This is a genomic window from Treponema primitia (assembly GCF_046533075.1).
Classification (GTDB): Bacteria; Spirochaetota; Spirochaetia; order Treponematales; family Breznakiellaceae; genus Termitinema; species Termitinema primitia_B.
Genome location: NZ_JAJQRB010000011.1, coordinates 1 through 22174, shown reverse-complemented (window position 1 = coordinate 22174; position 22174 = coordinate 1). Strand labels below are relative to the sequence as shown.

The 22174-nt window shown below is 51.9% G+C and carries 23 protein-coding genes; 10 read left to right on the top strand and 13 right to left on the bottom strand.

Translation table 11 applies throughout. The features are described 5' to 3' along the window. Positions 1–515 precede the first annotated feature (515 nt). Both LQZ19_RS02265 and LQZ19_RS02260 read left to right on the top strand, forming a co-directional pair. Positions 516–1049 (top strand): zinc-ribbon domain-containing protein, encoded by a 534-nt coding sequence (locus tag LQZ19_RS02265; RefSeq protein ID WP_411046016.1) that lies wholly within the window; start codon positions 516–518, stop codon positions 1047–1049. 407 nt (positions 1050–1456) lie between these two features. Further along, positions 1457–1813 carry a TraR/DksA family transcriptional regulator gene (locus LQZ19_RS02260; protein WP_411046015.1) on the top strand — a complete coding sequence of 119 codons (357 nt, stop codon included), beginning with the start codon at positions 1457–1459 and terminating at the stop codon, positions 1811–1813. 7 nt (positions 1814–1820) lie between these two features. Here the strand turns inward: LQZ19_RS02260 and LQZ19_RS02255 are convergent, their stop codons facing one another. Beyond that, complete coding sequence (locus tag LQZ19_RS02255) at positions 1821–2678, bottom strand: histidinol-phosphatase (RefSeq protein WP_411046014.1); 858 nt, start codon at positions 2676–2678, stop codon at positions 1821–1823. An 8-nt stretch (positions 2679–2686) separates the two neighbouring features. Then, positions 2687–4021 (bottom strand): response regulator, encoded by a 1335-nt coding sequence (locus tag LQZ19_RS02250; RefSeq protein WP_411046013.1) that lies wholly within the window; start codon positions 4019–4021, stop codon positions 2687–2689. 79 nt (positions 4022–4100) lie between these two features. Here LQZ19_RS02250 and LQZ19_RS02245 point away from each other — a divergent pair, with 79 nt between their 5' ends. Then, on the top strand, positions 4101–4667 hold the full coding sequence (locus tag LQZ19_RS02245) for a DJ-1 family glyoxalase III (protein WP_411046012.1): 567 nt from the start codon (positions 4101–4103) through the stop codon (positions 4665–4667). Between the two features lie 83 nt (positions 4668–4750). Here the strand turns inward: LQZ19_RS02245 and LQZ19_RS02240 are convergent, their stop codons facing one another. The 3 genes from LQZ19_RS02240 to LQZ19_RS02230 are packed head-to-tail and all read right to left on the bottom strand — an operon-like array spanning position 4751 to position 6539. Further along, positions 4751–5149, bottom strand: coding sequence for a SoxR reducing system RseC family protein (locus LQZ19_RS02240; RefSeq protein WP_411046011.1), 399 nt, complete (start codon positions 5147–5149; stop codon positions 4751–4753). Next, positions 5142–5975 (bottom strand): TIGR00282 family metallophosphoesterase, encoded by an 834-nt coding sequence (locus LQZ19_RS02235; RefSeq protein ID WP_411046009.1) that lies wholly within the window; start codon positions 5973–5975, stop codon positions 5142–5144. The genes LQZ19_RS02240 and LQZ19_RS02235 overlap by 8 nt, the downstream gene beginning before the upstream one ends. A gap of 12 nt (positions 5976–5987) precedes the next feature. Then, complete coding sequence (locus tag LQZ19_RS02230; RefSeq protein ID WP_411046008.1) at positions 5988–6539, bottom strand: tetratricopeptide repeat protein; 552 nt, start codon at positions 6537–6539, stop codon at positions 5988–5990. Positions 6540–6670: 131 nt separating this feature from the next. Between LQZ19_RS02230 and LQZ19_RS02225 the strand changes: the two genes are divergently transcribed. Next, complete coding sequence (locus LQZ19_RS02225) at positions 6671–8146, top strand: hypothetical protein (protein ID WP_411046007.1); 1476 nt, start codon at positions 6671–6673, stop codon at positions 8144–8146. Between the two features lie 96 nt (positions 8147–8242). Continuing rightward, the gene (locus tag LQZ19_RS02220; RefSeq protein WP_411046006.1) at positions 8243–8668 is read left to right on the top strand and encodes a HigA family addiction module antitoxin; all 426 of its coding nucleotides are present in this window, start codon (positions 8243–8245) and stop codon (positions 8666–8668) included. A 61-nt stretch (positions 8669–8729) separates the two neighbouring features. Here the strand turns inward: LQZ19_RS02220 and LQZ19_RS02215 are convergent, their stop codons facing one another. The 3 genes from LQZ19_RS02215 to LQZ19_RS02205 all read right to left on the bottom strand — a co-directional run bounded on the left by LQZ19_RS02215 (position 8730) and on the right by LQZ19_RS02205 (position 10908). Continuing rightward, a complete protein-coding gene (locus tag LQZ19_RS02215) occupies positions 8730–8996 on the bottom strand; it encodes a co-chaperone GroES (RefSeq protein WP_411046005.1) in 267 nt (88 codons plus the stop codon). A 98-nt stretch (positions 8997–9094) separates the two neighbouring features. Next, positions 9095–10009, bottom strand: a complete 915-nt coding sequence (locus LQZ19_RS02210; protein ID WP_411046004.1) for a septal ring lytic transglycosylase RlpA family protein — start codon at positions 10007–10009, stop codon at positions 9095–9097. A gap of 56 nt (positions 10010–10065) precedes the next feature. After that, positions 10066–10908, bottom strand: coding sequence for a Cof-type HAD-IIB family hydrolase (locus LQZ19_RS02205; RefSeq protein WP_411046003.1), 843 nt, complete (start codon positions 10906–10908; stop codon positions 10066–10068). Positions 10909–11008: 100 nt separating this feature from the next. Between LQZ19_RS02205 and LQZ19_RS02200 the strand changes: the two genes are divergently transcribed. Together LQZ19_RS02200 and LQZ19_RS02195 are read left to right on the top strand one after the other, a co-directional pair. Beyond that, positions 11009–11803, top strand: coding sequence for a ParA family protein (locus tag LQZ19_RS02200; RefSeq protein WP_411046002.1), 795 nt, complete (start codon positions 11009–11011; stop codon positions 11801–11803). Further along, the gene (locus LQZ19_RS02195; RefSeq protein ID WP_411046001.1) at positions 11769–12686 is read left to right on the top strand and encodes a ParB/RepB/Spo0J family partition protein; all 918 of its coding nucleotides are present in this window, start codon (positions 11769–11771) and stop codon (positions 12684–12686) included. The genes LQZ19_RS02200 and LQZ19_RS02195 overlap by 35 nt, the downstream gene beginning before the upstream one ends. Before the next feature lie 11 nt (positions 12687–12697). Here the strand turns inward: LQZ19_RS02195 and LQZ19_RS02190 are convergent, their stop codons facing one another. After that, positions 12698–13039, bottom strand: coding sequence for a helix-turn-helix domain-containing protein (locus LQZ19_RS02190; protein WP_411046000.1), 342 nt, complete (start codon positions 13037–13039; stop codon positions 12698–12700). 123 nt (positions 13040–13162) lie between these two features. On the opposite strand from LQZ19_RS02190, the gene LQZ19_RS02185 reads away from it, so the two are divergent. Both LQZ19_RS02185 and LQZ19_RS02180 read left to right on the top strand, forming a co-directional pair. Beyond that, a complete protein-coding gene (locus LQZ19_RS02185; protein ID WP_411045999.1) occupies positions 13163–13339 on the top strand; it encodes a hypothetical protein in 177 nt (58 codons plus the stop codon). Positions 13340–13379: 40 nt separating this feature from the next. Then, complete coding sequence (locus tag LQZ19_RS02180; RefSeq protein WP_411045998.1) at positions 13380–14687, top strand: InlB B-repeat-containing protein; 1308 nt, start codon at positions 13380–13382, stop codon at positions 14685–14687. Positions 14688–14764: 77 nt separating this feature from the next. Here the strand turns inward: LQZ19_RS02180 and LQZ19_RS02175 are convergent, their stop codons facing one another. The 4 genes from LQZ19_RS02175 to LQZ19_RS02160 all read right to left on the bottom strand — a co-directional run bounded on the left by LQZ19_RS02175 (position 14765) and on the right by LQZ19_RS02160 (position 19880). Continuing rightward, a complete protein-coding gene (locus tag LQZ19_RS02175) occupies positions 14765–15625 on the bottom strand; it encodes an MBL fold metallo-hydrolase (protein WP_411045997.1) in 861 nt (286 codons plus the stop codon). A gap of 176 nt (positions 15626–15801) precedes the next feature. Next, complete coding sequence (gene lysS, locus LQZ19_RS02170; RefSeq protein WP_411045996.1) at positions 15802–17445, bottom strand: lysine--tRNA ligase; 1644 nt, start codon at positions 17443–17445, stop codon at positions 15802–15804. An 8-nt stretch (positions 17446–17453) separates the two neighbouring features. Then, complete coding sequence (locus tag LQZ19_RS02165; RefSeq protein ID WP_411045995.1) at positions 17454–18632, bottom strand: nucleoside-diphosphate kinase; 1179 nt, start codon at positions 18630–18632, stop codon at positions 17454–17456. A 57-nt stretch (positions 18633–18689) separates the two neighbouring features. After that, entirely contained in the window at positions 18690–19880 is a 1191-nt protein-coding gene (locus LQZ19_RS02160) for an MFS transporter (protein ID WP_411045994.1), read from the bottom strand. A 66-nt stretch (positions 19881–19946) separates the two neighbouring features. On the opposite strand from LQZ19_RS02160, the gene fusA reads away from it, so the two are divergent. Next, a complete protein-coding gene (fusA, locus tag LQZ19_RS02155) occupies positions 19947–21989 on the top strand; it encodes an elongation factor G (RefSeq protein ID WP_411045993.1) in 2043 nt (680 codons plus the stop codon). The last annotated feature ends 185 nt before the right edge of the window (positions 21990–22174 follow it).

Below are 22174 nucleotides of genomic sequence, written 5' to 3'. Positions count from 1 at the left end.
TTTGTACTCTGGCGGCAAATCGGGCGTGGGGAGGGGTGCGCCCGGCTTCATGTGCATGTAGAATTCGCTTACGGAGCCCCTGCGGGTCTCCTCCAGCGAAGAATTCCATATACATGAAGCCGGGCGCACCCCTCCCCACGCCCGCCTGTGTTACAGAGTGCGAAGAGGGATATTTTCCGGGTGGGATCACATGCTGAAGTGGGGGGGGGTAGTATTCGCTTTTTGGAATTTTAATTGCCTTCTGATTTTATCCATTCCGTCGTTCTATCCTTTCAAAAGTAACAGATAAATAGAATTTCTCATGATAATAGTCCCTGGCTGTTAGGGTGTATGAAAAAATGGACATTTTTTGAATAATGTTTTTCTGCTTTATGTAATGCTTATGTATTTACATAGAAAGTTGTGGGCGGTACAATAACCATAGTTTACGGGAGTGTTTCAGATGGTAAATTAAACTTCTCGTACTGGGAGTTTAAAATATTGTCGGCGGGCATTATACGCAAAAGGGGGTTTTTATGCCGAAATGTGAAAATTGTGGTTCAACAAAACCAGAGAGTGAGGGATGGATTAAATCTAAAGGAAAGTGGTATTGTTCTTCCGGTTGCGTACATAATGCCGAGACACTTTCAAAATACAAAGGAAAGTCAGGTATTGCGTCTGGGTTAGGACAAATGGCTGACGGTGCATTGGGCGGCAGTCTGAGTGCGGATAATATTGTAGGCGGAGCCGGGAAGGTTGCTCTGGGGGGCGCTAAACTTTTAGGAAAAGGTTTACTCGGTCTCGGAAAACTTGCCGGAAAAGGCATAGCGGCCGGCGCGGGTGCGGTGATGGCCTCCGATGCCGGTCAGGGAATGAAATCGGAATTGAAATCATTAAATCCCTTTGCACGCAATTCCGGACGTGAACGCGGACGTGAACCCGAACCTGAACAAGGTATTGCTGAAACAACGGAAGAGGAAATTTCAGATGAAGTAAAATTTTGTACCAAATGCGGTGCAAAACTAGATATTTCCGCAGCCTTTTGTTCAAAATGCGGTAATAAGAGTTAACGAATTACCACCGGCCCTGCAAACACTTAACCCTGCGAGCCGGCAGAAAAGAATATGCCCTATCTACGCTATCGGGGGTGGTGGTGTAAAAGATATCAGGGGGACCCTTTTGAGGTTCCTGATATCTTTTGCAGCCGCCAAGCCCCACCCCAAGCAAAGTCAAAAGGCTCAATTTTCTTCTAACACTTAACCCTGCGAACCGGCAGAAAAGAATATGCCCAAACCACGTTATCGGGGGTGGTGGTGTAAAAAATATCAGGGGGACCCTTTGGGGGTTCCTGATATTTTTTGCAGCCACCAGGACCCCATACCAAGTTAAATGGGCATATTCTTTTCTGGGGCTATTGACAAAAACTTGGATAAACGGCACTCTACCCCAATTAAATAATGTTTTAGGGGGGACAGTCTTGGATCAAGAATTAGTTGTACGCATGGAAAAATCCCTGACGGAACTCAAGATGGAGATTATTGCGAATCTCGTCTCAAGTAATGAGGAATTTAAAGAAATTGTGGAGGGGATGGATCCCAAAGACCTGGCGGACATAGCCTCCGACGATATAGACCGGAAGATGATCGAAGCCCTGGGTTCCCAGGAGCTAAAACGTCTTAAAGTGATAGATTCCGCCCTGACGAGAATCCAGCAGGGTAAATATGGTCTCTGCGTAAAGTGCGGCAAGCGCATCCCCCAGGACCGTCTGGAAGCGATACCCTACGCTCTTATGTGTATTGAATGTAAAACCGCCGAGGAACGCCGGAACAGGTAAGACGGTTTTAGCGGCTAATCGCTACGGTTTTCCAGCTCCCTTCAAATTCTACGGTCTCGGTGTAGCCTGCCTGTAACAGGGTCGCCCGGGCGAGGCCGTAGTAGCCGTCCAGGTGAGAGGGCTCGTGGGCGTCGGCGGTGATGGTTACCGGAGCTTGGCGCTCCCGAAGGAGCCGGAGCAGTTCCAGGGAAGGGTAGGGGTCGGCGGTTTTGCCCCGGTTAAGGCCGCCGGTGTTTATTTCAATTACCGCTCCGGATAAGGCGGCCAGGGGGGCAATTAGGCGGATGCGGCGGCGATAGCGGCTGCCCTGGGTATCAAAGTATTCGTTATGGGGGTTGTTTTTGCGGATGAGGTCGAGATGGCCCAGGATGTCAAAGCCCCCGGCGGAAATCATCCCTTCCACCGCATCCCAGTAGGCCTCGGCTGCGGCTTCACCGTTGCCGGGAAAATGCCGCCGTATATCCCCCTCAAATTCTTCCGCCGGGGCGTCCACGGTAAAGGGTTCACCGCCCTTGGGGGGAAAGATGTAATGCACGGAACCGATGATATAGTCCAGACCCAGGGACTGAAAATCCTTGTCCGCCGGGCTCGTCAGGCCCTTGATATAGTCAACTTCCAGGCCAAGGTAGACCGGCAGCTTTCCTGCCCAGCGGCTGCGGGCAGCCTTGACCGCATCAATATATTCGTCCAGCCTTTCGTCGGCCAGATGCCAGTCTGTTTTGAGACCTGTCTTTTTGGCTATAGGCGCATGGGCGCTGAACCCGATAGCGGAAAGGCCCTTTTTATAGGCGGCCTGACAGAAACTTTCCACATCACCCTTTCCGTCACAAAAATTCGTATGGGTATGAAGGCAGCTTGCTCGCATGGGTTTTCCTAGAAGTTAGCCTTGAGAATTTCGATGGTTTTTTTAAAGACCTCATCGGGGTTAAGGGGCTTGATCAGATAGCTCTTAACCCCCATCTGAAAGGCCTTTGCCACCATTTCCCGTTTGCTCAGGGCGGATAAAACAATTACCGGTGTCTGATAATTCTGATCCCGGAGCTGCTTGAGAACCGTAAATCCATCAATTTCCGGCATTACCAAGTCCAAGAACACCAGGTCAAATAGTTTTTTTCCCGGGTCATTCAGAAATTCTGCTCCGCCGTGATAGGTTTTTATCCCGGTTCCCACGGTTGCGAAGGTATTTTCTAATAATTCCAGGATGATGGCATCATCGTCCACCGCAGCTATCCTGAGGTTCCGGATCGCCGCTTTTAAATTCTCCGGGCTCATGGACCCGTAAGATTCCATGTCAAACCGGAACAGTAAACCCCCTGCGGCCCTGGAATCCTCCGCGTTCAATATATGACGCCCCGATTCCTCCGGGTCCGGAATATCCTCCAGAACTTCGGCATCCATTCCCTCCTCGGTTTCTCCTACCGTGGCGGTAGCGCTCTCCGGGGTTGGGATTTTTACTCCCGCATACAGAAGATCCATCGCTTCCTGCAGGGTGGAAACTATCCTGAATTCAGCATATTCCTGCTGCCCGGCGACAAATTTCTTGGTCTGCGCATCATTAGTGAGGAGATGCAAACTCCGTCGTTTTGCCTTGAAAACTCTAAGAAGAAGATTCAGCAGTTTTTCCAGTTTGTGGATCTCCGCACCCTTAATGTTGAGATTGCTCAGCATGATTATCATTCGGGGGATTTTGATTTCGTAGAGTTCGGATAGCTCCTTGATCTTGTAGTAAAGTACATCCAGTTTATCATTGTTGAGCCCCTGGGCAAGCTCAATGAAAATTATATCGTCATTTACATGAACATCCACAATCCCCGGGCTGTTATCTATTGTATATTTAACCCCCAGGATCTCCGAGATGGTATTAAACAGCGCATCCACCTTAAAGGGCTTGGTAAATACCTTTTTTACTCCATAGGGGATCAACGCAAGAATTTTCTGCTGGTCGATTTTTTGCGCCAGAAGAATAACCGGAATCTTGGATGAATTGGGGCTGTTTTTCTTTTCCTTCAGCACATCCATGTAGGCATTATTCCCCAGAGGATAATCCAGGAGGATCAGATCCGGGTATGCAAGCCGCATCTTTGATACTCCCTCTAAACCGTTACCGGCGGTTTCTACATCGACATCCAATTCGTTTTCGAGGAGCTTGGATTTAAGGTATTCCCTTAGCAAGGGAGATTCATCAATAATAAGGACATTCTTCTTCATATTACACCGTTCCGGAAGTATATCAGAACCGCTCTTTTTCCGCTATACTTTTTTACGAGTACTTTTATAGGAGAAAAAAATGGTTAAAAAAGCGCTTGTTTTTCTGGCCGATGGTTTTGAGGATGTTGAGGCAATTACCCCTATTGATTACCTTAGGAGGGCCGGAGTTGAGCTTACCACGGTCTCTATAGGATCGGAACTTTCGGTTCAGAGCGCCCGCGGGGTAACGGTAAACGCCGATACCACCCTGGAGAAGCTGGGCAGGGCCAATGCGGCGGACTGGGATGCGGTGGTGGTTCCCGGCGGCGGTCTGGGCGCTGAAAACCTCGCTGCCTCAAAGGCTGTGGGCAGCTTTATCAAGGCCATGGCGGAGGCGGGTAAATTTGTCTGCGCAATCTGTGCAGCCCCGGCGGTGGTCCTGGCGCCTCTGGGTTTGCTTAAGGACCGGGAATTTACCTGCTACCCCGGTATGGAAGAAAAAGTTTCCGGGGCCACCTGGAAAGCGGATAGGGTGGTGATCGACGGTAAGCTTATCACCAGCCGAGGCGCCGGAACCGCCGGCGAATTTGCCGTGGCGATTATCGAAAAACTGGTAAGCCCGGCTGAGGCTGAAAAGATAGCCAAGTCGGTACTGCTGATAACATAATAGGAATTTTCACCGCAAAGGCACAGAAGAAAGGAAAGAGGAAAATTTGATTTTTTCTTTCCTGCCTTCTGCGCCTTCGCGGTTTATATTTCCCTGATGACCCGGCATATGGTTTTTGGAGGGAAACGGCGGCGGATAAAGTAGATGGTGAAGGCTGTAGCAAAGAGCAGCAGCGCCCCGGCGGCTGCCCGGGAAGGGTCTCCTGCGGCGGGGAAGATGATGCCCGTGAGCACATAGCCGGCGATAAAGCCCAGGGGCGGCGGCAGCAGAACCGCCAGGCCCTGTTTAAGGGCTGATGCGGAGGCTTCGGTTTCCACTATTTGGCCCGGCCGGAACGCCAGGCCGGTGGTGTTTTCCGCCTGGTAGGATAGTTCCTTCGTTTTGCACTCCCGGTTCATGCAGCCGAAACAAGCTATGTTGTTTTCCCGGTCAAGGGTGAGGATGTTGCCCCGTATCTCCCGGATTCTGCCGGTCTCAATCATGGGGTTTCTCCTCTTCGGCGAAATCTGTTTCCTTTACCGGCGGTTCAGGCGCCGGCCATTGTATCCGTTCTATGGAGAGGCTTTTTCCGTGCTTGTCTATTTCCAGATAAACCCCCTGGATTTCCGGCTGCTCCCAGGCTTCCCTGGTCCAGTCGGGTATCCCCGTAAGGTATTCCCGGATACGCTCATTCGGATCAACCCCCCCTACAGAATTCCGGCTGCCCGTGCGTCCCGCATCGGTGATTGTCGCCGTACCGCCGGGAAGTATTGTTTCGTCCGCCGTTTGGACCCGGTTGTGGGAACCGATAACCGCAGAACAGGCGCCGTCCGCCAGGGCAAAAAGGGTACGCTTTTCCGCAGTAGCCTCGGCGTGGAAGTCGACGATAACATAGGGGGTTTCCCGCCGGAGCCGTTCCAGAAGCGCCGGCAGGCGGGAATAGGGGTTATCCCCGTGGAGCCGGGTAAAGCCGCTCTGGCCCAGGAGTACCGCCACGGCAATCTTCGCCGTACCGATGTTGTAGACCCGTGCGCCTATACCCGGCGCTTGGGGGTTCAGGTTTTCCGGCCGTAGCACGTAGGGGATCTTCCCCAGGTTTTCCACCAGGTCTTTTTTGTAGAAACAACATTCCCCGGTGGTAAGTACGTTTATTCCCAGTTTGTGGATATAAGCGGCATGGTTGCGTCCCAGACCGTTACCTCCGGTTACGCCATCCGCCCCGGCAATGACGAAATCCACAGATTTCTGTTTTTTTAGCTCCCCCAGGGCCATTTTCAGGGCATAGACCCCGGCTTTTCCAACTATTTCGGCAATATAGAGGATCTTCATTATAGACAAACTCTAATTATTACTGATGGGACGAACAGGATATCCTATATTGGGGGATAACTGACTCAGGATACGCTCAAATTCCGCTGCGGCCCGGAAATCCTGCAGTTTTCGGCAGGCGTCCCGCAGGTTAAAGAGGGCTTCATAGTACATGGGAAGCATGGTCACCGCCTCTTCAAAACAATGCCGGGCTTCTTCATAGCTGCCTTCCACAAAGTAGAGGACCCCCAGGTTGTTCCAGGTTTTGGGGGAATTACCGTCACGGACCAGGGCGGAATGATAACATTCCTCGGCGAGATCAAGCTGTTCTATTTCGTAGTAGATCAACCCCATGCTGACCCAGGCTTCGGTTAAATCGTCATCAATATAGACGGCCCGCTGAAAACTATTTAGGGCTTCTTCATAGTCTCCGGTCCGCTGTTGGGCGATTCCCAGGTTCATCCAGAGAAGGGGATTCTCGGGATCCATGATCAGAGCCTTCCTAAATAGAGGAATAGCTTCGTAGGGCCGATTTGCTTCTGTTAAAGCAATGCCGGAGTCGTTTAAGGATGCCGCAGTTTCCATTATTCCCCCCCATACAAACTATAACCTATTATTTCTTTTTATTCAATCTTAGACTATTATACACAAATGTAAGGCATAAACCACTATATAAATATTTTTTTTTATATTATAGTATTAAAAAGAATGAAAGCATGAAAGACTTAACTGAATATCGGGACTCCACATCAGATCAAGAGCTCTTCTCCTTCTTTTATGACAGGATCCTTTCCCGTGAGCTCAGTACCTTTTCTGCCCTCAAGGAATTCGCCGCGCCTGTTCTAAAGGATAAAAAGACCCACCCGATGATTATGCGGTGTTTCGAGTTGATCCGCCGCCTCTACTGGGGTTTTTTTTCGGGGATGACCCTGGCGACCCACAAGAAACTCTGGCGGGAACTGGTGATTCCGGATAAGGATTTCCCCGATGCGGGGGATCTTAAACGGACCATATCCATCTCCAACCTCTACATTTCGATGATGGATATCCATGGGTATACCAAATTCTGTCAGGATTCCCGGAAAAACCTCTCCATGCTTCATGCCCTGGACCGGACCATCAACAACGAGATTCGCCGTATTTCGACCCAGTGCCAGTCGGTGAGCCAGCGGGAACGGGGGGACGAGATGGTCCTGATTTCCGCCTCCGCCACCGATGCCCTTACCGCCAGCCTCGACATTATCAATTACTTTGGCGATGCTTCCCTTCGTACCGGGGATGCGGGAATTCTGCCTATCCTGAAGATTTCTGCGGGGATTACCGGCGGCAACACATCCATCCCGTTGATCATCACCGAAAGCGGTAACCTTTCGGGTTTTCTCCTCAATACCGCCGCGCGGCTGCAAACCAGGGCTAACGAGCTTTCACCCCGGGAATCCCGGATAATGATCACCAAGCAGGTATACCTCAGTTATGTAAAGGAAAACAACGCAGTCAAATCTCCGCTGGCAACAAATGACGCGGTATATTTCTTTGATACCGGAACCATCGAATTTAAGGGAGTTCAGCTGCCTACCTGCGAAGCGGTGTTTAAACCCGAGGAGCGGTACAAGGAACAGTTCAGCGAAGAGATGAACAAGCTCATTGCCTCCACCAAGGACTCCCTCTGGGAACAGCGGATCTACCTGGACTTGATGGATCTCCTGGCCAAAACCGCAGCGGTGATGCCCCGGTTTAACGTGAACCTTAAATTCCCCGTCAACGGCAGGGTAACGGTAAGCAACGACACGGTGAAAGAACTCTGTCAAAAGGGCGTGGAAGCCTATAATCAGGGGGAGTATTCCACCGCAGTGTTGGTGCTTAAGCAGTTTATGCTTCTCCTGGACCAGATTCCTAATTATGATCGGCTCATTCTTGATTATCTTAGGGGTATCATCGATAAATACGATACCCTTCTTAAAAGCTATGAAGCTGCTATCAATAAGGAAATTGACGAGAAAGCCCAGCAAATTTTTAAGGGTAATAATCAAAAGACCTATTATACCGCAAAGAGCGGGGCTTCCCTCTACGAGGAACTTCGCTCCATAGGCCGTAAGAGTACGGTCCTGACCCCCAAAAAAACGCTCTGGCTCAATCTTCTCCGCCAGAATAAGAACGAGATGGAATTTACGCTGCACTCGGGGAAAAAATAAAAAAACCTTTCAGTATTTTATTCGTATCTCTGCTACTGGAATAATATTGCAAAATGTAATATTATTTTTAATATATAAATTCATAAGGAGCATTACATGCCGAAATCAGACAAAACTCCCGGAGCCGTATTTAAATCGTTCCTGGATGCATACCAGCTTACCCCCGCCAAGGTTGCGGAGGACATTAAACTCAGCCAGTCCAGCGTACGGTTGTTGATCAATAGTAAGCTGAAAATTTCTATTCCCTTTGCGCTTCGCCTTGCGAAATATTTTGGTACCAAACCTGAATTCTGGATCGATCTGCAGAATGCCTACGAATTATCCGAAGCGGCAAAGAATCCCAAGGAAGCAAAAATTGTAAAGGGCATTCAGAAAGCTAAGAAACCTGCCCCCGGGGCGAAGAAAGCTGTTGCAAAAAAAGCTGCCGCTAAGAAAACTACCGCTAAGAAAGCGCCGGCCAGAAAAGCTGCCGGCGCCAGGACCGCGAAGAAAACCGTTCGGACTGCGAAGAAAGGGCGGTAACAAAAAAACCCGGCGCAAGCCGGGTTTAATCAGATAGATTTTGCAGTAAGCTATGAACTTCTTATCCGATGATGGCGATTATATCGGCCATCTTAAGGATAAGATGTTCGACTCCGTCAATCTTGACCTGGGTTCCGGCGTATTTGTCATACATGACCTTGTCGCCGGCCTTAACCTTGATCACGTCCTTATCATCCCCTACTGCTACCACCGACCCGGTCTGGGTCTTTTCCTGAGCGGTATCGGGAATGATAATCCCTCCTGCGGTCTTCGCCTCGTTCTTTTCCAGCTTAACCATGACCCTGTCGGCCAAGGGTGTTACCTTCATATGGTCCTCCATTCTATTAGTGATAAGTTTAAAGTGTTCCGATAAATAGAATATACAAAAAAATCATGGTTAAGGTCAAGAAATTATGCGAAAAAGCATCATTCTTCCCTGACAAGAATTTCACGGAATCCGGCGGAACCGAGTCTTCCCGCCAGGGTCTGAATATCCTCCGCCCGTATGCCCCCAATCACTACCCGGTAAAAATCGTCATGCCGTTCATAGGAGGGCTCAATCCCCAGACTTTTTACACGATCAAAGGTGTCCACGGCATTTCTGGTGACCTTATAGGCTCCAACCTGGATGCGGTACCGCTTGTCTGTCCCGTAGGGCGGAATCCCCGGCTTAACTACCGCAGCGTTAGGGTCAATCGCCGTAGGAGGTACCACCACCGCAGGCGGCTCCACTACCGCAGGCGGTACCACCGCAGCAGGGAACTGGGGGACGGGGATGGGGGCAATCCAGGGTTCGGGCAATATGGGCGGCGCCTGAGGCGCCGCTACGGCAGCGTCCCCGGCCAGTTCCACCACCACCGGGGCGGTTCCCGTACCGAGTATATCAAGCACTTCCGCTGCCGCCCGGGATACGTCGATGATTCGGGTGTTTACAAAGGGCCCCCGGTCGTTAACCCGTACCGTTACCTGACGGTTATTCTGGATATTGGTTACCTTTAACATGGTACCGAAGGGCAGATTGGGATGGGCGGCGGTCAGCTGAGCGGGGTTGAAGATCTCCCCCGATGCGGTGGGATGCCCCTCAAACTCCGTACCATACCAGGAGGCGATTCCCTCTTGACGGAAGGCGGAGTTTCTAAGGCCGCTTTGGGGCGCCGGGATATATTCCGGGGAAGTAACGCTTAAATCGTAATCGCCGATCCCGGAAAGGCTGGTACTTCCGGCATAGCCGTTGGCTCCGTTAAAGGGATCCACGGTCAAATCAGTGATATCCTGGGCCTGAAGCGTGTTAAACGCAGTCAAAATAAAGAATACTACAAAAATCCGGTTAATCTGTTTCATGCCCTAATTATCGGCAAAGTATGAGGGAAGCAATACTAATAAATTATTTCAATGAATTAGGCATCGGCGGGTTTTGGAAGGGCTTCCTTTCCCAGGATATACCGTTCTATCAGGTCCGCCACGCCGTCATCATCGTTGGATTTATTGGTAACCATGGCGGCGATATCCTTGATCCGGTCGTCACCGTTAGCCATGGCGACCCCGATACCGGCCCAGCGTATCATGGCTTCATCGTTCATGGAGTCCCCAATGGCCAGCACAGCACTCCGGGGGATGCCCAGGACTTCCGCCACCTTTGACAGGCTGGTTCCTTTATCAACATTATGGGGAAGTATCTCAAGAAAGTAGGGCTTGCTGGTAAAAATGGTCGTTTCGCCGCCTATATAGGTTTGCAGGATGTTTTCAAGGGGTCTGAGAGTCATGGGATCCCCGGGAATTATCAGTTTATAGCAGCCGTTACCCACCATGGCCCGGAAATTCTCTACCACCACCTGCCTGAGCCCGGTTAGTTTTTGGTCGTAATCGGCAAATTCATTAGGCCGGGAGATATACATGATATCATCTTCGTAGAGCTGCACCGGAAAGCCCTCCGCTGCCGCCAGATCGTAGGCCACAAGCGCAATTTTGGGGGGGATTTTAGCTTCGTAGATGAGTTTCCCCGTATGGCTTTCCTGGATCATGGTGCCGTTATTGCAAATTAGGTACCCGGGCCGTTTGTGGAGCCCCAAAAGCCGGGCAAAGTGCTCCATGGCCGAAGGAATCCGGCCCGAAGCCAGAACCACCACACATCCCAGGGACTCCGCTTTTCTGATGGCGTTCCTGGTACGAAAGGAAATGGTCAAATCTGACCGTAACAGGGTATCGTCTAAATCAATGGCAAGCATTTGTATGGATGTCATTTATACTCCTATAAATCTTTTCGTCAGTCAGTCAGTAGCATTGAATAAGCATAACATACTATTATAGAATATACTAGTTTTAAAAATGTTGGTTGGAGAAATGGGTAGAGTATACGTCTTTGTAAACCAAAAAGGGGGGGTCGGCAAGACCACCTCAGCTATCAGTCTCGGGGCCTACCTTGCGGAACAGGGGAAGTCGGTGCTTCTGGTGGACTTTGATTCCCAGGCGAACCTTTCCAGCGGAGTGGGGGCTGCTGCGGTTAAGCCCGGGGTGTACGAGCTTATTTCCGGCGTCGCCTCTATTGAAGAAGTTATCCGGCCCACGGAAACCCCTAACCTTTCGGTGATCCCCGCCAGCATCGACCTTTCCGGCGCTGCGGTGGAGCTTATCGAACAGGAGGATCGGGATTATTTCCTGAAAAAAGCCCTGGCGCCGGTACGGAATAGCTATGATTTTATCCTGATTGACTGTCCCCCCTCTCTGGGGGTGCTTACCATAAACGGCCTGGTGTCCGCCGATGCGGTGCTTATCCCCATGCAGTGTGAATACTTCGCCCTGGAGGGGCTTACCCTGCTGCTGCAGACCATCAAGCGTATCCAGAAACGGCTCAACCCGGGCCTGGAAATTGGGGGGCTCTTTTTTACTATGTACGATTCCCGGACCCGTTTAGCCCAGGAGGTGGTTAGCCAGGTGAGCGCCTACTTTAAGCAAAAGGTTTTTACCACCATAGTCCCCCGGAATGTCCGGCTTTCCGAGGCGCCCTCCCATGGTCAGCCCATTTCCCGCTACGATCCCCAGAGTTCCGGCGGCAAGGCGTACAAGAGCCTTGCCGAAGAGGTACTCCACCGGAGTAACCTAGGTGTTGCCGGTGAAGGAGTTAGCCGTGGGGCCTAAGGACCGCCTGGGCAAGGGGCTTGCCGCCCTGCTCCCGGATGACGATGATTTGCCCGCAGGGCTTGGGGATAACGCCGGTGTTGGAACGGGAACAGTCGCCCCGGAACTGAAAATCCCCTTGGCGAAACTCAAGGCCAATCCTGGTCAACCCCGCAAACGCTTTGATGAGGAGAGCCTTAAGGAACTGGCGGATTCTATCAGGGAGCATGGGATTATCCAGCCCCTGATTGTGGAGGACGCCGGGGACGGAACATGGCTTATTGTCGCCGGGGAACGGCGCAGCCGGGCGGCCCGTCTGGCGGGTCTTACGGAAGTCCCGGTCCTTGTACGAAACTATTCCGACGAAAAACGCCTGGAAGTGGCGCTTATCGAAAACGTTCAGCGTTCAGACCTTAACCCTGTGGAAGAAGCCGCCGCATACCGGGGGCTTATGGATCTGACCGGTCTATCCCAGGACGAAGTAGCAGCCAAGGTAGGGAAAAACCGTTCCACCGTAGCGAACGCCCTGCGGCTCCTCAAGCTGCCTACAGCGGCCCGGGACGCCCTGGAAAGGGGTGAGCTTAGCTCCGGTCATGGCCGGGCCATCCTGGCGGCTAATAGCGAGGCGGCCCAGGAGCGGCTCCTGGGGGAGATCCTCCAGCGGGGCCTTTCGGTGCGGGAGGCGGAGAGCCGGGCTGCGGCCCTGAACCGCGACGGGACCGGGATAAGCAAGGCCCCGCCGGCGGCTTCCAAACGGGACCCCGAATTAACCGCCATGGAAGACCGCTTTAGGGAACGTCTGGGAACTAAGGTGGCCATCAACGGAGATTTGAAAAAGGGCAGTATTAGTGTTGAGTATTATTCAATGGAAGATTTAGATAGGCTGTTGGGGATACTGGGGTAGTATTGACCGGTTTATTTTTTTTGATTTTGTAATTTGATTAAATTTTTTATCTGCGTTAAAACATAATTTTGAAAATCGGGGTTTAATTCCTGGAATAAAATAGCCATTTCTTCAAATTTCTGGTCTATTTGCCGGTCGAACATTTTTCCTTCACCGGTTTTTAACCAGTGCTTATTTATCCCATAGACCGATGATGCCAATTCTATAATACGGTCATTAACTTCGTGCCGGCCAATTTCTATGTCAGAATAATAGCCGCTACTTTTTAGATGTATCCCCTTAGAAAATTTTACCTGGGATAGTTTTAACTCATGCCGTGCTTGTGTTAAACGTTCATTAACCGTCCTATCCATAACACTCCTAATTATACTATCAAAAATCGGTTATAGCAAGGCAAGGAACCCTATTACAGGGTAATATACTACCCTGTAATAGAGTTTCGGAGATTTGTGAGGAATCCTTGTAAGGGGGGAACTATGGCAAAAGACAAAGAAAAAATGCTTGAAACCTTTAATAAGAATTTTCCGGCTCTGACAGAAGAAAACAAGTTATCGATACTAGCTATTACCAAATTTCTTGTCCGTACCCAAGATACGGTTATTCCCTCTATTTTTAATAAGCAAGAACAAAAAGAGGATAGCAATAAGGAATAATGGGCTTATACCGATTAAATATAGTTTCAAGGGGATGAATGTGAAAAAAAATATTATTTTAATAGCAATACTCGGCATGACCCTGGTATTTGGAATAGTGTTGACGGGGTGCCCGGGACCGCATGATCCGGATCCAACTAAATATACGGTAACTTTTAACGCAGATGGCGGAACTGTTAGCCCGGCAAGCAAAGAAGTAATCTCCGGTAACGCAGCAGGAACATTGCCTACGCCAACAAAATCGGGAAATAACTTTGGCGGCTGGTACACAGCTCAAAATGGCGGGGGAAGTTCCTTTACTGCAACAAGTGTGGTTACGGCTCCTATAACAGTGTATGCTCAATGGATTAGTGGTGAACCAACTGAATATACGGTAACTTTTAACGCAGAAGGCGGAACTGTTAGTCCGGCAAGCAAAGAAGTAATCTCCGGTAACGCAGCAGGAACATTGCCTACGCCGACAAAATCGGGAAATAATTTTTTTGGATGGTTTACAAAGAACGGGACAGGGGGTGATTGGGGAGATTCCTTCACAACAGCAACTGTTGTAACGGCCGATATAACAGTGTATGCTCAATGGGGTAGTGGTGAACCAACCTTATACACGGTAACTTTTAACGCAGATGGTGGAACTGTTAGCCCGGCAAGCAAAGAAGTTATCTCCGGTAACGCAGCAGGAACATTGCCTACGCCGACAAAATCGGGAAGTAACTTTGGTGGTTGGTACACAGCCCAAAATGGCGGGGGAAGTTCCTTTACTGCAACAAGTGTGGTTACGGGTGATATAACTGTCTATGCAGAATGGTTAGCTACTAATGAAACAATTGTTGAGCATCGAGGAACATGGTATAATGGAGGTATCACCCTTGTAATTGAAGCATCTCAAATTACAATCAGTGGTGCAAGTACGCCCGGGCTTAATGGGACATTCTCCATAAGGATTTTTGGGCAGGATGGTGATATAACGGATTACCAATATACTCATGGGATGAAATGCAAACTGGTAAACGGTAACCTTGTTATTCTTGAAGGTAGTGGCATGTCTGAGCTACATGGTACATGGACGCGGCTGGGCGGTGGAGATACTGCCAAATTACAAGGAACATGGGTTAAAGTTCACGGCCCAGAAATACTTGAGCCAGCAAAATTTACCTTTACAGGATCTTCTTATATGCACAATGAAGGTTACACAACTGAACGTAGTGGAACGTGTGTAGTTAATGAAACTGCCCACACCATAACAATTGATGATCCCTCATTAACCTTTAGTTATAGCTTCACGGACGATACTACGCTTGTAGTGACCGGTGTTCATGAACAAGTTGATGGAACCTTCATCAAGCAATAATAAGGTAACTCAAAGCCCCTGATATCGGCCCGGTTTAGTAATAACCGGGCTTTATTTTTAAAGGGATATTTTGCCGCCTACTCCGCCGCCGTAAACCTATAGCCGTCTCCTGCCGCCGTGACGGTTCCTATGGCCGGATACACCAGGTGCATCCCCGCCACAGGGATGTTGTTTTGGGCGACGTATGCCAGAATCCGCCTGCGGATTGCCGCTGCGGCGACGGGGTCCGTGTCGTAGCTTACCGATTGGTCCGGCAGGGGAAACTGGATGAGCTGAGCGTGCATCAGGTCGCCCCAGATGAGGAGTTTCTTGCCTTCGGATTCTACCATGAACACAGTGTGCCCCGGGGTGTGGCCAAAGGCGGCGATGGGTTTTATGCCCGGGATAAGGTCGGCAATGGTTGAGCCCAGTTCGCCGGGGAGGAAGGTTTCCACCCGGTTCCCGTAGGGGGCCAGGGCGGCGGCGGCGGAATTACCCGCCGTAGGGGCGCCGGGTTTTATCCAAAAATCTTTTTCCTGCCGGGCCAGATACACCTGTGCCTTGGGGAACACGGCCTTACCGTCTTTCTGAAGGCCTCCGATATGATCTCCGTGCATGTGGGTTAGGAGTACTGCATCCACCTGGGAGGGATCAAAGCCCAGGGTCTTTATAGAATTCAGGATGGCCCCGCCGAAACCGGTGTCCACCACAAGGATTTTGTCCGGGGTTTTAATAAGAAAAGTGTTGACCTCCGAAGTATAGCCCCCCCCGGGGATATAGCGATCCAGGGCCGCCCTATCGGGGTTTATCAGGATGGAAATGTTCCCCGGTCCCCGGGTTTCTACCAGCATGTGAACTTCGATCTTCCCCACCCGGTAACTAAAAATATTACTGTCCGCAGCAAAACTGTTTACCGCCATGGCGCTAAGGAAAATACCGCTAAGAATACTGACTTTCATATATGCTCCTTTCACTTTTCTATATAAGAAAATTTAACCGCAAAGTCGAAAAAGTCGAAGAGGGGAGGGGAGGGGAGGGGAGGGGAAGAAGAAAGGAATGGCAACTCTCCTCCTCTTTTCTTTCCCCACTTTCCTTTTTCGCCCCCTGCGCCTTTGCGGTTAATATTTCTTTGCAGTTAATACTTTTCCAGGATTCCCAGCAGCCGTTCCCGGTTGATAGACCGAAGGAAGTTTGCAAGCCGGGGTCCCTGGTCTTTACCGATAAGGGCCTGGTAGGCGGCCCGGAAGAGGGCCTTGCCGTCCAGGCTGTGGTCTTCCGCAACCTTGTAGATGGCCTCGGCGCAGGACTTGTCGTCGGCGTATTGGGCTATGCCGGCAATGACCTTATCCCGCAGATCCTGTATGGCCCCGGCCTCGGCATCGCTGAGGGTTGCCTGTTCACCGGGGGCGCGCAGGCGGAAGCGGAACTCTTCGGGGGCGCAGTTTTCCGCCCAGTACTTGGCCCGTTCCGCACGGGCTTTCAGGCCGGGGAGCTGCTCCGGTTTGGGGCCGTTGTCTGAGCTTGTCAGGCTGCTTATGGCCTGGTCTATGTTACCGTCGGCGATTTGGATGAGGTTACAGAGGTGGCGGAAGGGGATCTGGTAAGGCATTAGCGGAGGGACCGAGGGCCCCTTTGGATTCCAGTCCACCTGGGAAAGCTCGTAGATCCGCCGGGCCTTGCGGTAGGCGGCTTCGTCCTTGGCTTCCTCGGCCTTCCAGGCGATACGTTCAAGCCGGTCGTAGTCTTCGTAAATTTTTATCACGTCCAGATCGAAGGAGATGGTGAATTCCGTGTTGGGCCGGGTTCCCGCAAAGAGGTAGCGGGTCAGCTCCGGGGTGTAAACCCGCAGCACATCCTTGAGGTCCACCACCACGCCGGAGGAGCTGGACATCTTGCCGGGTATGCCCTTGGTACCGATAAAGTCGTAGCGGAAGGTAACGGGGGCTTCCCAGTTGTAGACTTCCTTGCTGACATGGCGGGCGGTGTCGAAGGAACCGCCCTGGCTGTGGTGGTCCTTACCGGCGGGTTCAAAGTCTACCTGTTCATGCTCCCAGCGCATGGGCCAGTCTATACGCCAGCCGAGTTTAACCCCCGCCGCCTTGCGGATGTCCACCGTATCGCTGTGACCGCAGGAGTTGCAGTGGTAGCTGAGGCCCCAATCGCCGTCCCAGCCGTCAATGTCCGTATCGTCCCGGTTGCAGTGGTCGCAGAAAACGCTCACCGGCCACCATTCACCCTGGATCTTGTGGTCCTCGTCCCGAAACTTATCCAGAATGGTTTTGAGGGTGTCCCGGTGTTCCAGGGCCTTGCGTATCCCTTCGGCGTAGCGGGAAGCGCGGTACCGTTCAGCCTGGTAGAGGTACTCGGGGCGTATGCCCACTTCGGGCAGCATGGTTTCCACGTCCACCTCATGATGCCGGGCGTAGCTGGTATCCCGGTCCCAGGGGTCGGGCACCATGGTGATGGGGAAGCGGAGGAACTTTTCCAGCTCCTCCTGCTTGGGCATATTCTTGGGCACCTTGCGGAACACATCGTAGTCGTCCCAAGAATAAATAAACCGTACCTTTTTGCCCAGGTCCCGTAAAGAGCGGACCACCAAATCCACGGAAATTATTTCCCGGAAATTGCCGATATGCACCGTCCCCGAAGGGGTGATCCCGGAAGCGCAGGTATACTGTTCTTTTTCGCCCTTTTCCCGGATTATCTTTGCTGCGGTCTCATCAGCCCAGTGGGCAACAGCCCCGTGGGCCGCAGAAGGGCTTTCATTGTTTGTGTCCATTAGATTTCCTATTTTCGTACCGCCAGGTAGGCTTCAATGATACTACCCAGGGGATTTTCGTTTACCTTGACTATGCCCTTTTCCCGGTTCACGCTTTCCACGGAATCCGAAGCATGGGCGGTGTTGACCATCACGTTACTGCCGAATTCCCGGCGTACCGTTCCTCCCGGCGCTTTCAGGGGATCCGTGGGGCCTAATACGTCCCGGATCTTTTTAACCGCGTTTTCCCCTTCGTAGATGAGGATCATACATTTGACGCTGCCGGGATTGCTAATCTCATCCGGCGGGCACTTTCCCGTCCGGGTTCCGGACATAAACTCGATAATCTGATCAAACTGATCCTTTGCATACCGGACGCCGAAACATGCGCTGAGAGATTTTTCAATATCATCGGTAAGGGTGATTTCAAATTCCTTTTCAAGAAGTTCCCGTGCCTTTTTTCCGAAGATGGGGGCGAGTTTTTCCCGCAAAGCCTCTTCCACGGGGCCGTAAAATTCCAGCGCCTGGGCCAGGGAAAAGCGGTGCAACTTGATCCCCACGATCCGCAGCCCGGTCCGGGAGAACATATCAATGATGGTGCCCGGTTTGGAAGAGGCGTATTGCCAGTTATCGGGCTTGAGGATGACCAGGGTCTGTTCTATCTTCGAAGGGTCCAAATGCTGGAGATTATGAACGATATTCTCCCGGCCCTTTAAAAACCGTGCAAAGAGGGCTAAATCCTTATCCGCCCAATCCTGACTCCGGGAAGTTATCACCGCAGGCTCAAAGTAGGTGACCTTTTTAGGATCACCGGGGTCCGTGATAAGATCCGCGTAGGTATCCCGAATGGTTTCCCCGGTAACGTCATCCACATCCCGGTGTTCCGGATACAGGTGTCCGCAAATGGCGGCAAGCTTACCGCAGGGGTCTTCTCCCCGGAACAGGAGCAGGAGGCTGCGATGTTCCCTTCCCCCGGATGGTCCCAGGTTTTGTTCCACATAGTCCGCCAGGAGCGTAACGTCACTGGTTGGGTTTTGTTTGCGCAGAAGATCCGCGTATTCCCTTGTAAGGGCTTCATTGGCGGTTATCATTTGGCAGCCCACCAGTTCCAGTTCCGCCCGGGAAATGAGCCGGGATAATACGCCGCCGGTCCTGCTTTTGGCAATGGTATAGGGGGTTACCAATACGTAGGAAAGGGTCTGTTCCATAAATACTCCTGAATTACGTAATAGTATCACAGGATGGGGGAAAAGGGAAGGTGAATCTCACGCCTCATTTCTCCGCCGGTGAAACCGGGTAAACAGGTACAAGGCTACCGATATAAGGGCAAAGCTTATAAACGAAGCGAAAAGCGTCCGGTATCCCCCATGTTCTATGATGATTCCGCCGGCTATATTGCCCAGCATGGTTGGCAGACCGCTTCCCAGAGAAAGGTACAGGGACAGGCCCAGGGCGCGGCGCTCCGGGGGGACGCTGCTTGATATAAACGCTACTGCTGCGGGATGAAAAATACCGTAGCAGAGGGAATGGAGGAGCTGCCCGATGATGATTGCTCCCTTGAGGGGGAACAGGGCGTAAATGCCCAATCGCAGTCCTACCGCAACGCTGGAAAGCGCCACCAGGGGTAATGCGCCAAAACGACGAATAAGCTTGCTGGAGATAAACATAAAGGGTACCTCCGCAGTAGCAGACAACGCCGCAATCAAGCCAACCGCATTCCATTGCATCTTTTCAAATACATACAGGGGGAGAAACCCGTTTATCGGGGCCATGGCCAGACGGTTGAAGCCGATTATCAGGAGTCCCATGATGAGCAGCGGACTTAGTATTTTACGCGGGGAACTTAGGGTACTTTGAGGCGTTTGCAACGACGGCTTCAGTCGGAGAGTTCCCCGCGCCGTGGCGGCTGCCCGGGGCCGGCCGTTTCCGGTGTATTTCGCCGGGATAATAATCACCGTAAGGGTCGCTACGCAGCCTGAAAGCATGAACCAGATCCCTATATTAAGAGGTGTATCGGGGACTAAGAATTTGCTGTATTGCAAAAAGAGCACCATGATAATATACGATATCGATCCAAAGGCCCGGACTTTTCCGTAGTTTCCCGTATTTCCCAAACTGATGGTGGCCACCGCATCCAACAGGGGAGTGGATGAGCGGTACCCCATACCCAGTATTGCTATGAACAGGGCGCTGATCAGGGGATTGCGGAACAAGCCCAGGGGTATCCCGGCGATAGCCAAAAAAGCAAATGTCAGAATCAAGCCCGGTTTGTAGCGTCCCCATTTATCCGCAAAGTAACCAAAAAGAAAAGGGCCTGCAATGCCTGCGCCTTCAAATAATCCCAGGAGTATCCCTATGGTAGAAGGACTATACCCAAGTCCCCGGACCATGACGGCAATGTAGGAAGTCGGCGCATAGGAAATAAATGTCCAAAAATATACGAGAATGAGAAACATTTGTATATAATACAGGAATTGCCCTCCTAACGCTATTAGGGTACAATATGAGCAGGAGTTGTCCCCATGCTTAAAGTAATGCGTAATATCGGTATTATGGCCCATATCGACGCCGGAAAAACCACGACCACCGAGCGGATACTTTACTATACCGGTAAGAGTCATAGGATAGGCGAGGTGGATGACGGTGAAGCCATCATGGACTGGATGGAGCAGGAACAGGAACGGGGCATCACCATACAAAGCGCCGCCACTACCACCTACTGGAAGCGGGATGGGCAGCAGTTTCAGATAAACATCATCGATACCCCGGGGCATGTAGATTTTACCGCCGAGGTGGAACGCTCCCTGCGGGTGCTGGACGGAGCGGTGACGATTTTTGACGCCGTCCGGGGAGTGGAGCCTCAGACCGAGACCGTATGGCGCCAGGCGGAGCACTACAATGTGCCCTGCATAGGGTATGTAAATAAGATGGACAGGGTCGGGGCCGATTTTTTCCAGGTCCTGGAGGATGTCGAGGCAAAACTGGGCGCCAAAACCGTGGCTCTCCAGATACCCATTGGCAAGGAAAGTACCTTTGAGGGGATCATCGACCTGGTGGAGATGCGGGAACTCCGCTGGGACGCCGCCACCGACGGCGAGACCATCATCCCTTCACCCATCGCAGACGAACGGGCAGCCCTGGCCGCGGAATGGCGGGAAAAGCTCATCGACACCCTTTCGGCGTTTTCCGAAGGGATCACCGACAAGTATCTGGCCGGGGAAGCAATTGAACCGGAGCTGATCCGCCGGGAGCTTCGGCAGGCTGTGCTGAACCGGTCCCTGCTGCCCATGTTTGCCGGCGCTTCACGGCGTAATATCGCTGTCCAGCCGGTGATAGATGCGGTGGTGGACTTCCTCCCTGCACCTGATGAGGTTGCCCCGGCGGCGGGACATCACCTTAAAAAAGAAGAGGATGTGTTGGTACCCTGTGATCCCAATGGGCTGCCCCTGGGATTGGTCTTTAAGATACAGAACGATAGGGAGGCGGGGAGCCTCTGTTATGTGCGCATGTATTCCGGGGCGCTCAAGCCCGGCACGGCGGTATTCAATGTGGGGAAGAAGAAACGGGAACGGGCAAACCGGATACTCCGTATGCACTCCAACAAATCCGAACCCATGGACGAACTTTCCGCCGGGGACATTGGGGTGATTATCGGGATGAAGCTGGCCCAGACCGGGGACACCATCGGGAGTGAAGGCTGGCCGGTGGTACTGGAAAAGATGGAGTTCCCCGAGCCGGTAATTTCGGTTTCCATTGAACCCAGGACCATGTCGGAGATGGATAAGCTCCGGGAAATTCTGGGTCTCCTCTCCAAGGAGGACCCTACCTTTACTACCAAGGATAACCCTGAAACGGGGCAGCTGATCATCTCCGGCATGGGGGAACTCCACCTGGACGTGCTGGTTACCCGGATCATCAAGGAGTACAACCTCAACGCAAAGGTGGGGAACCCCCAGGTTACCTACCGGGAATCGATTACCCGGACGGTGGAGCATGAGGAGCAGTTCTCCAAGCTTATGGCGGGTAAAGAAAACGCAGCGATACTGCGCTTTAAAGTTGAGCCCCTCCCTTCCGGTTCCGGAAACAGCTACACCAACGCTGTTAAAAAGCGGGATGTTCCGGAGCAGATCTTCGAAGCGGTGGAACGGGGTGTAGGGGGCGCATTTTCTTCCGGCATAGTCCTGGGCTATCCCTGCATAGACGTGGGGGTTACCCTGACGGGGCTTGAGTACTCGGAGCTCACCGGTACGGAGTTTGCCTATGAGGCATGTGCCAACCGGGGGGTCTACGAAGCCTGCCGGGAAGGGGCGCCCATACTCCTGGAACCGATCATGGCGGTGGACCTCGTTTCCCCCAAGGAATTTGTGGGTGATGTGATGAGCCTGGTAACCCAGCGGGGAGGTCAGGTGCTGAGCATGGATTCCAAGATCGGTTCCGATGAGGTGAAGGCCCTGGCGCCCATGGCGAAGATGTTCGGCTTTATGACATCCCTCAGATCCGTAAGCCAGGGCCGGGCTACTTTTACTATGCTGTTCTCCCGGTTTGAAAAAAAGTCCGAGCGGTAAGTAGAATAAAGAAAAACCGCAGAGGACACAGAGGGAAGAACACAGAGGACGCAGAGGAAGAGGAAGGCGAAGAACCGCAGAGCGGTAAGGGGAATGAGGAAAAACCGCAGAGGACACAGAGGGAAGAACACAGAGGACGCAGAGGAAGAGGAAGGCGAAGAACCGCAGAGCGGTAAGGGGAATGA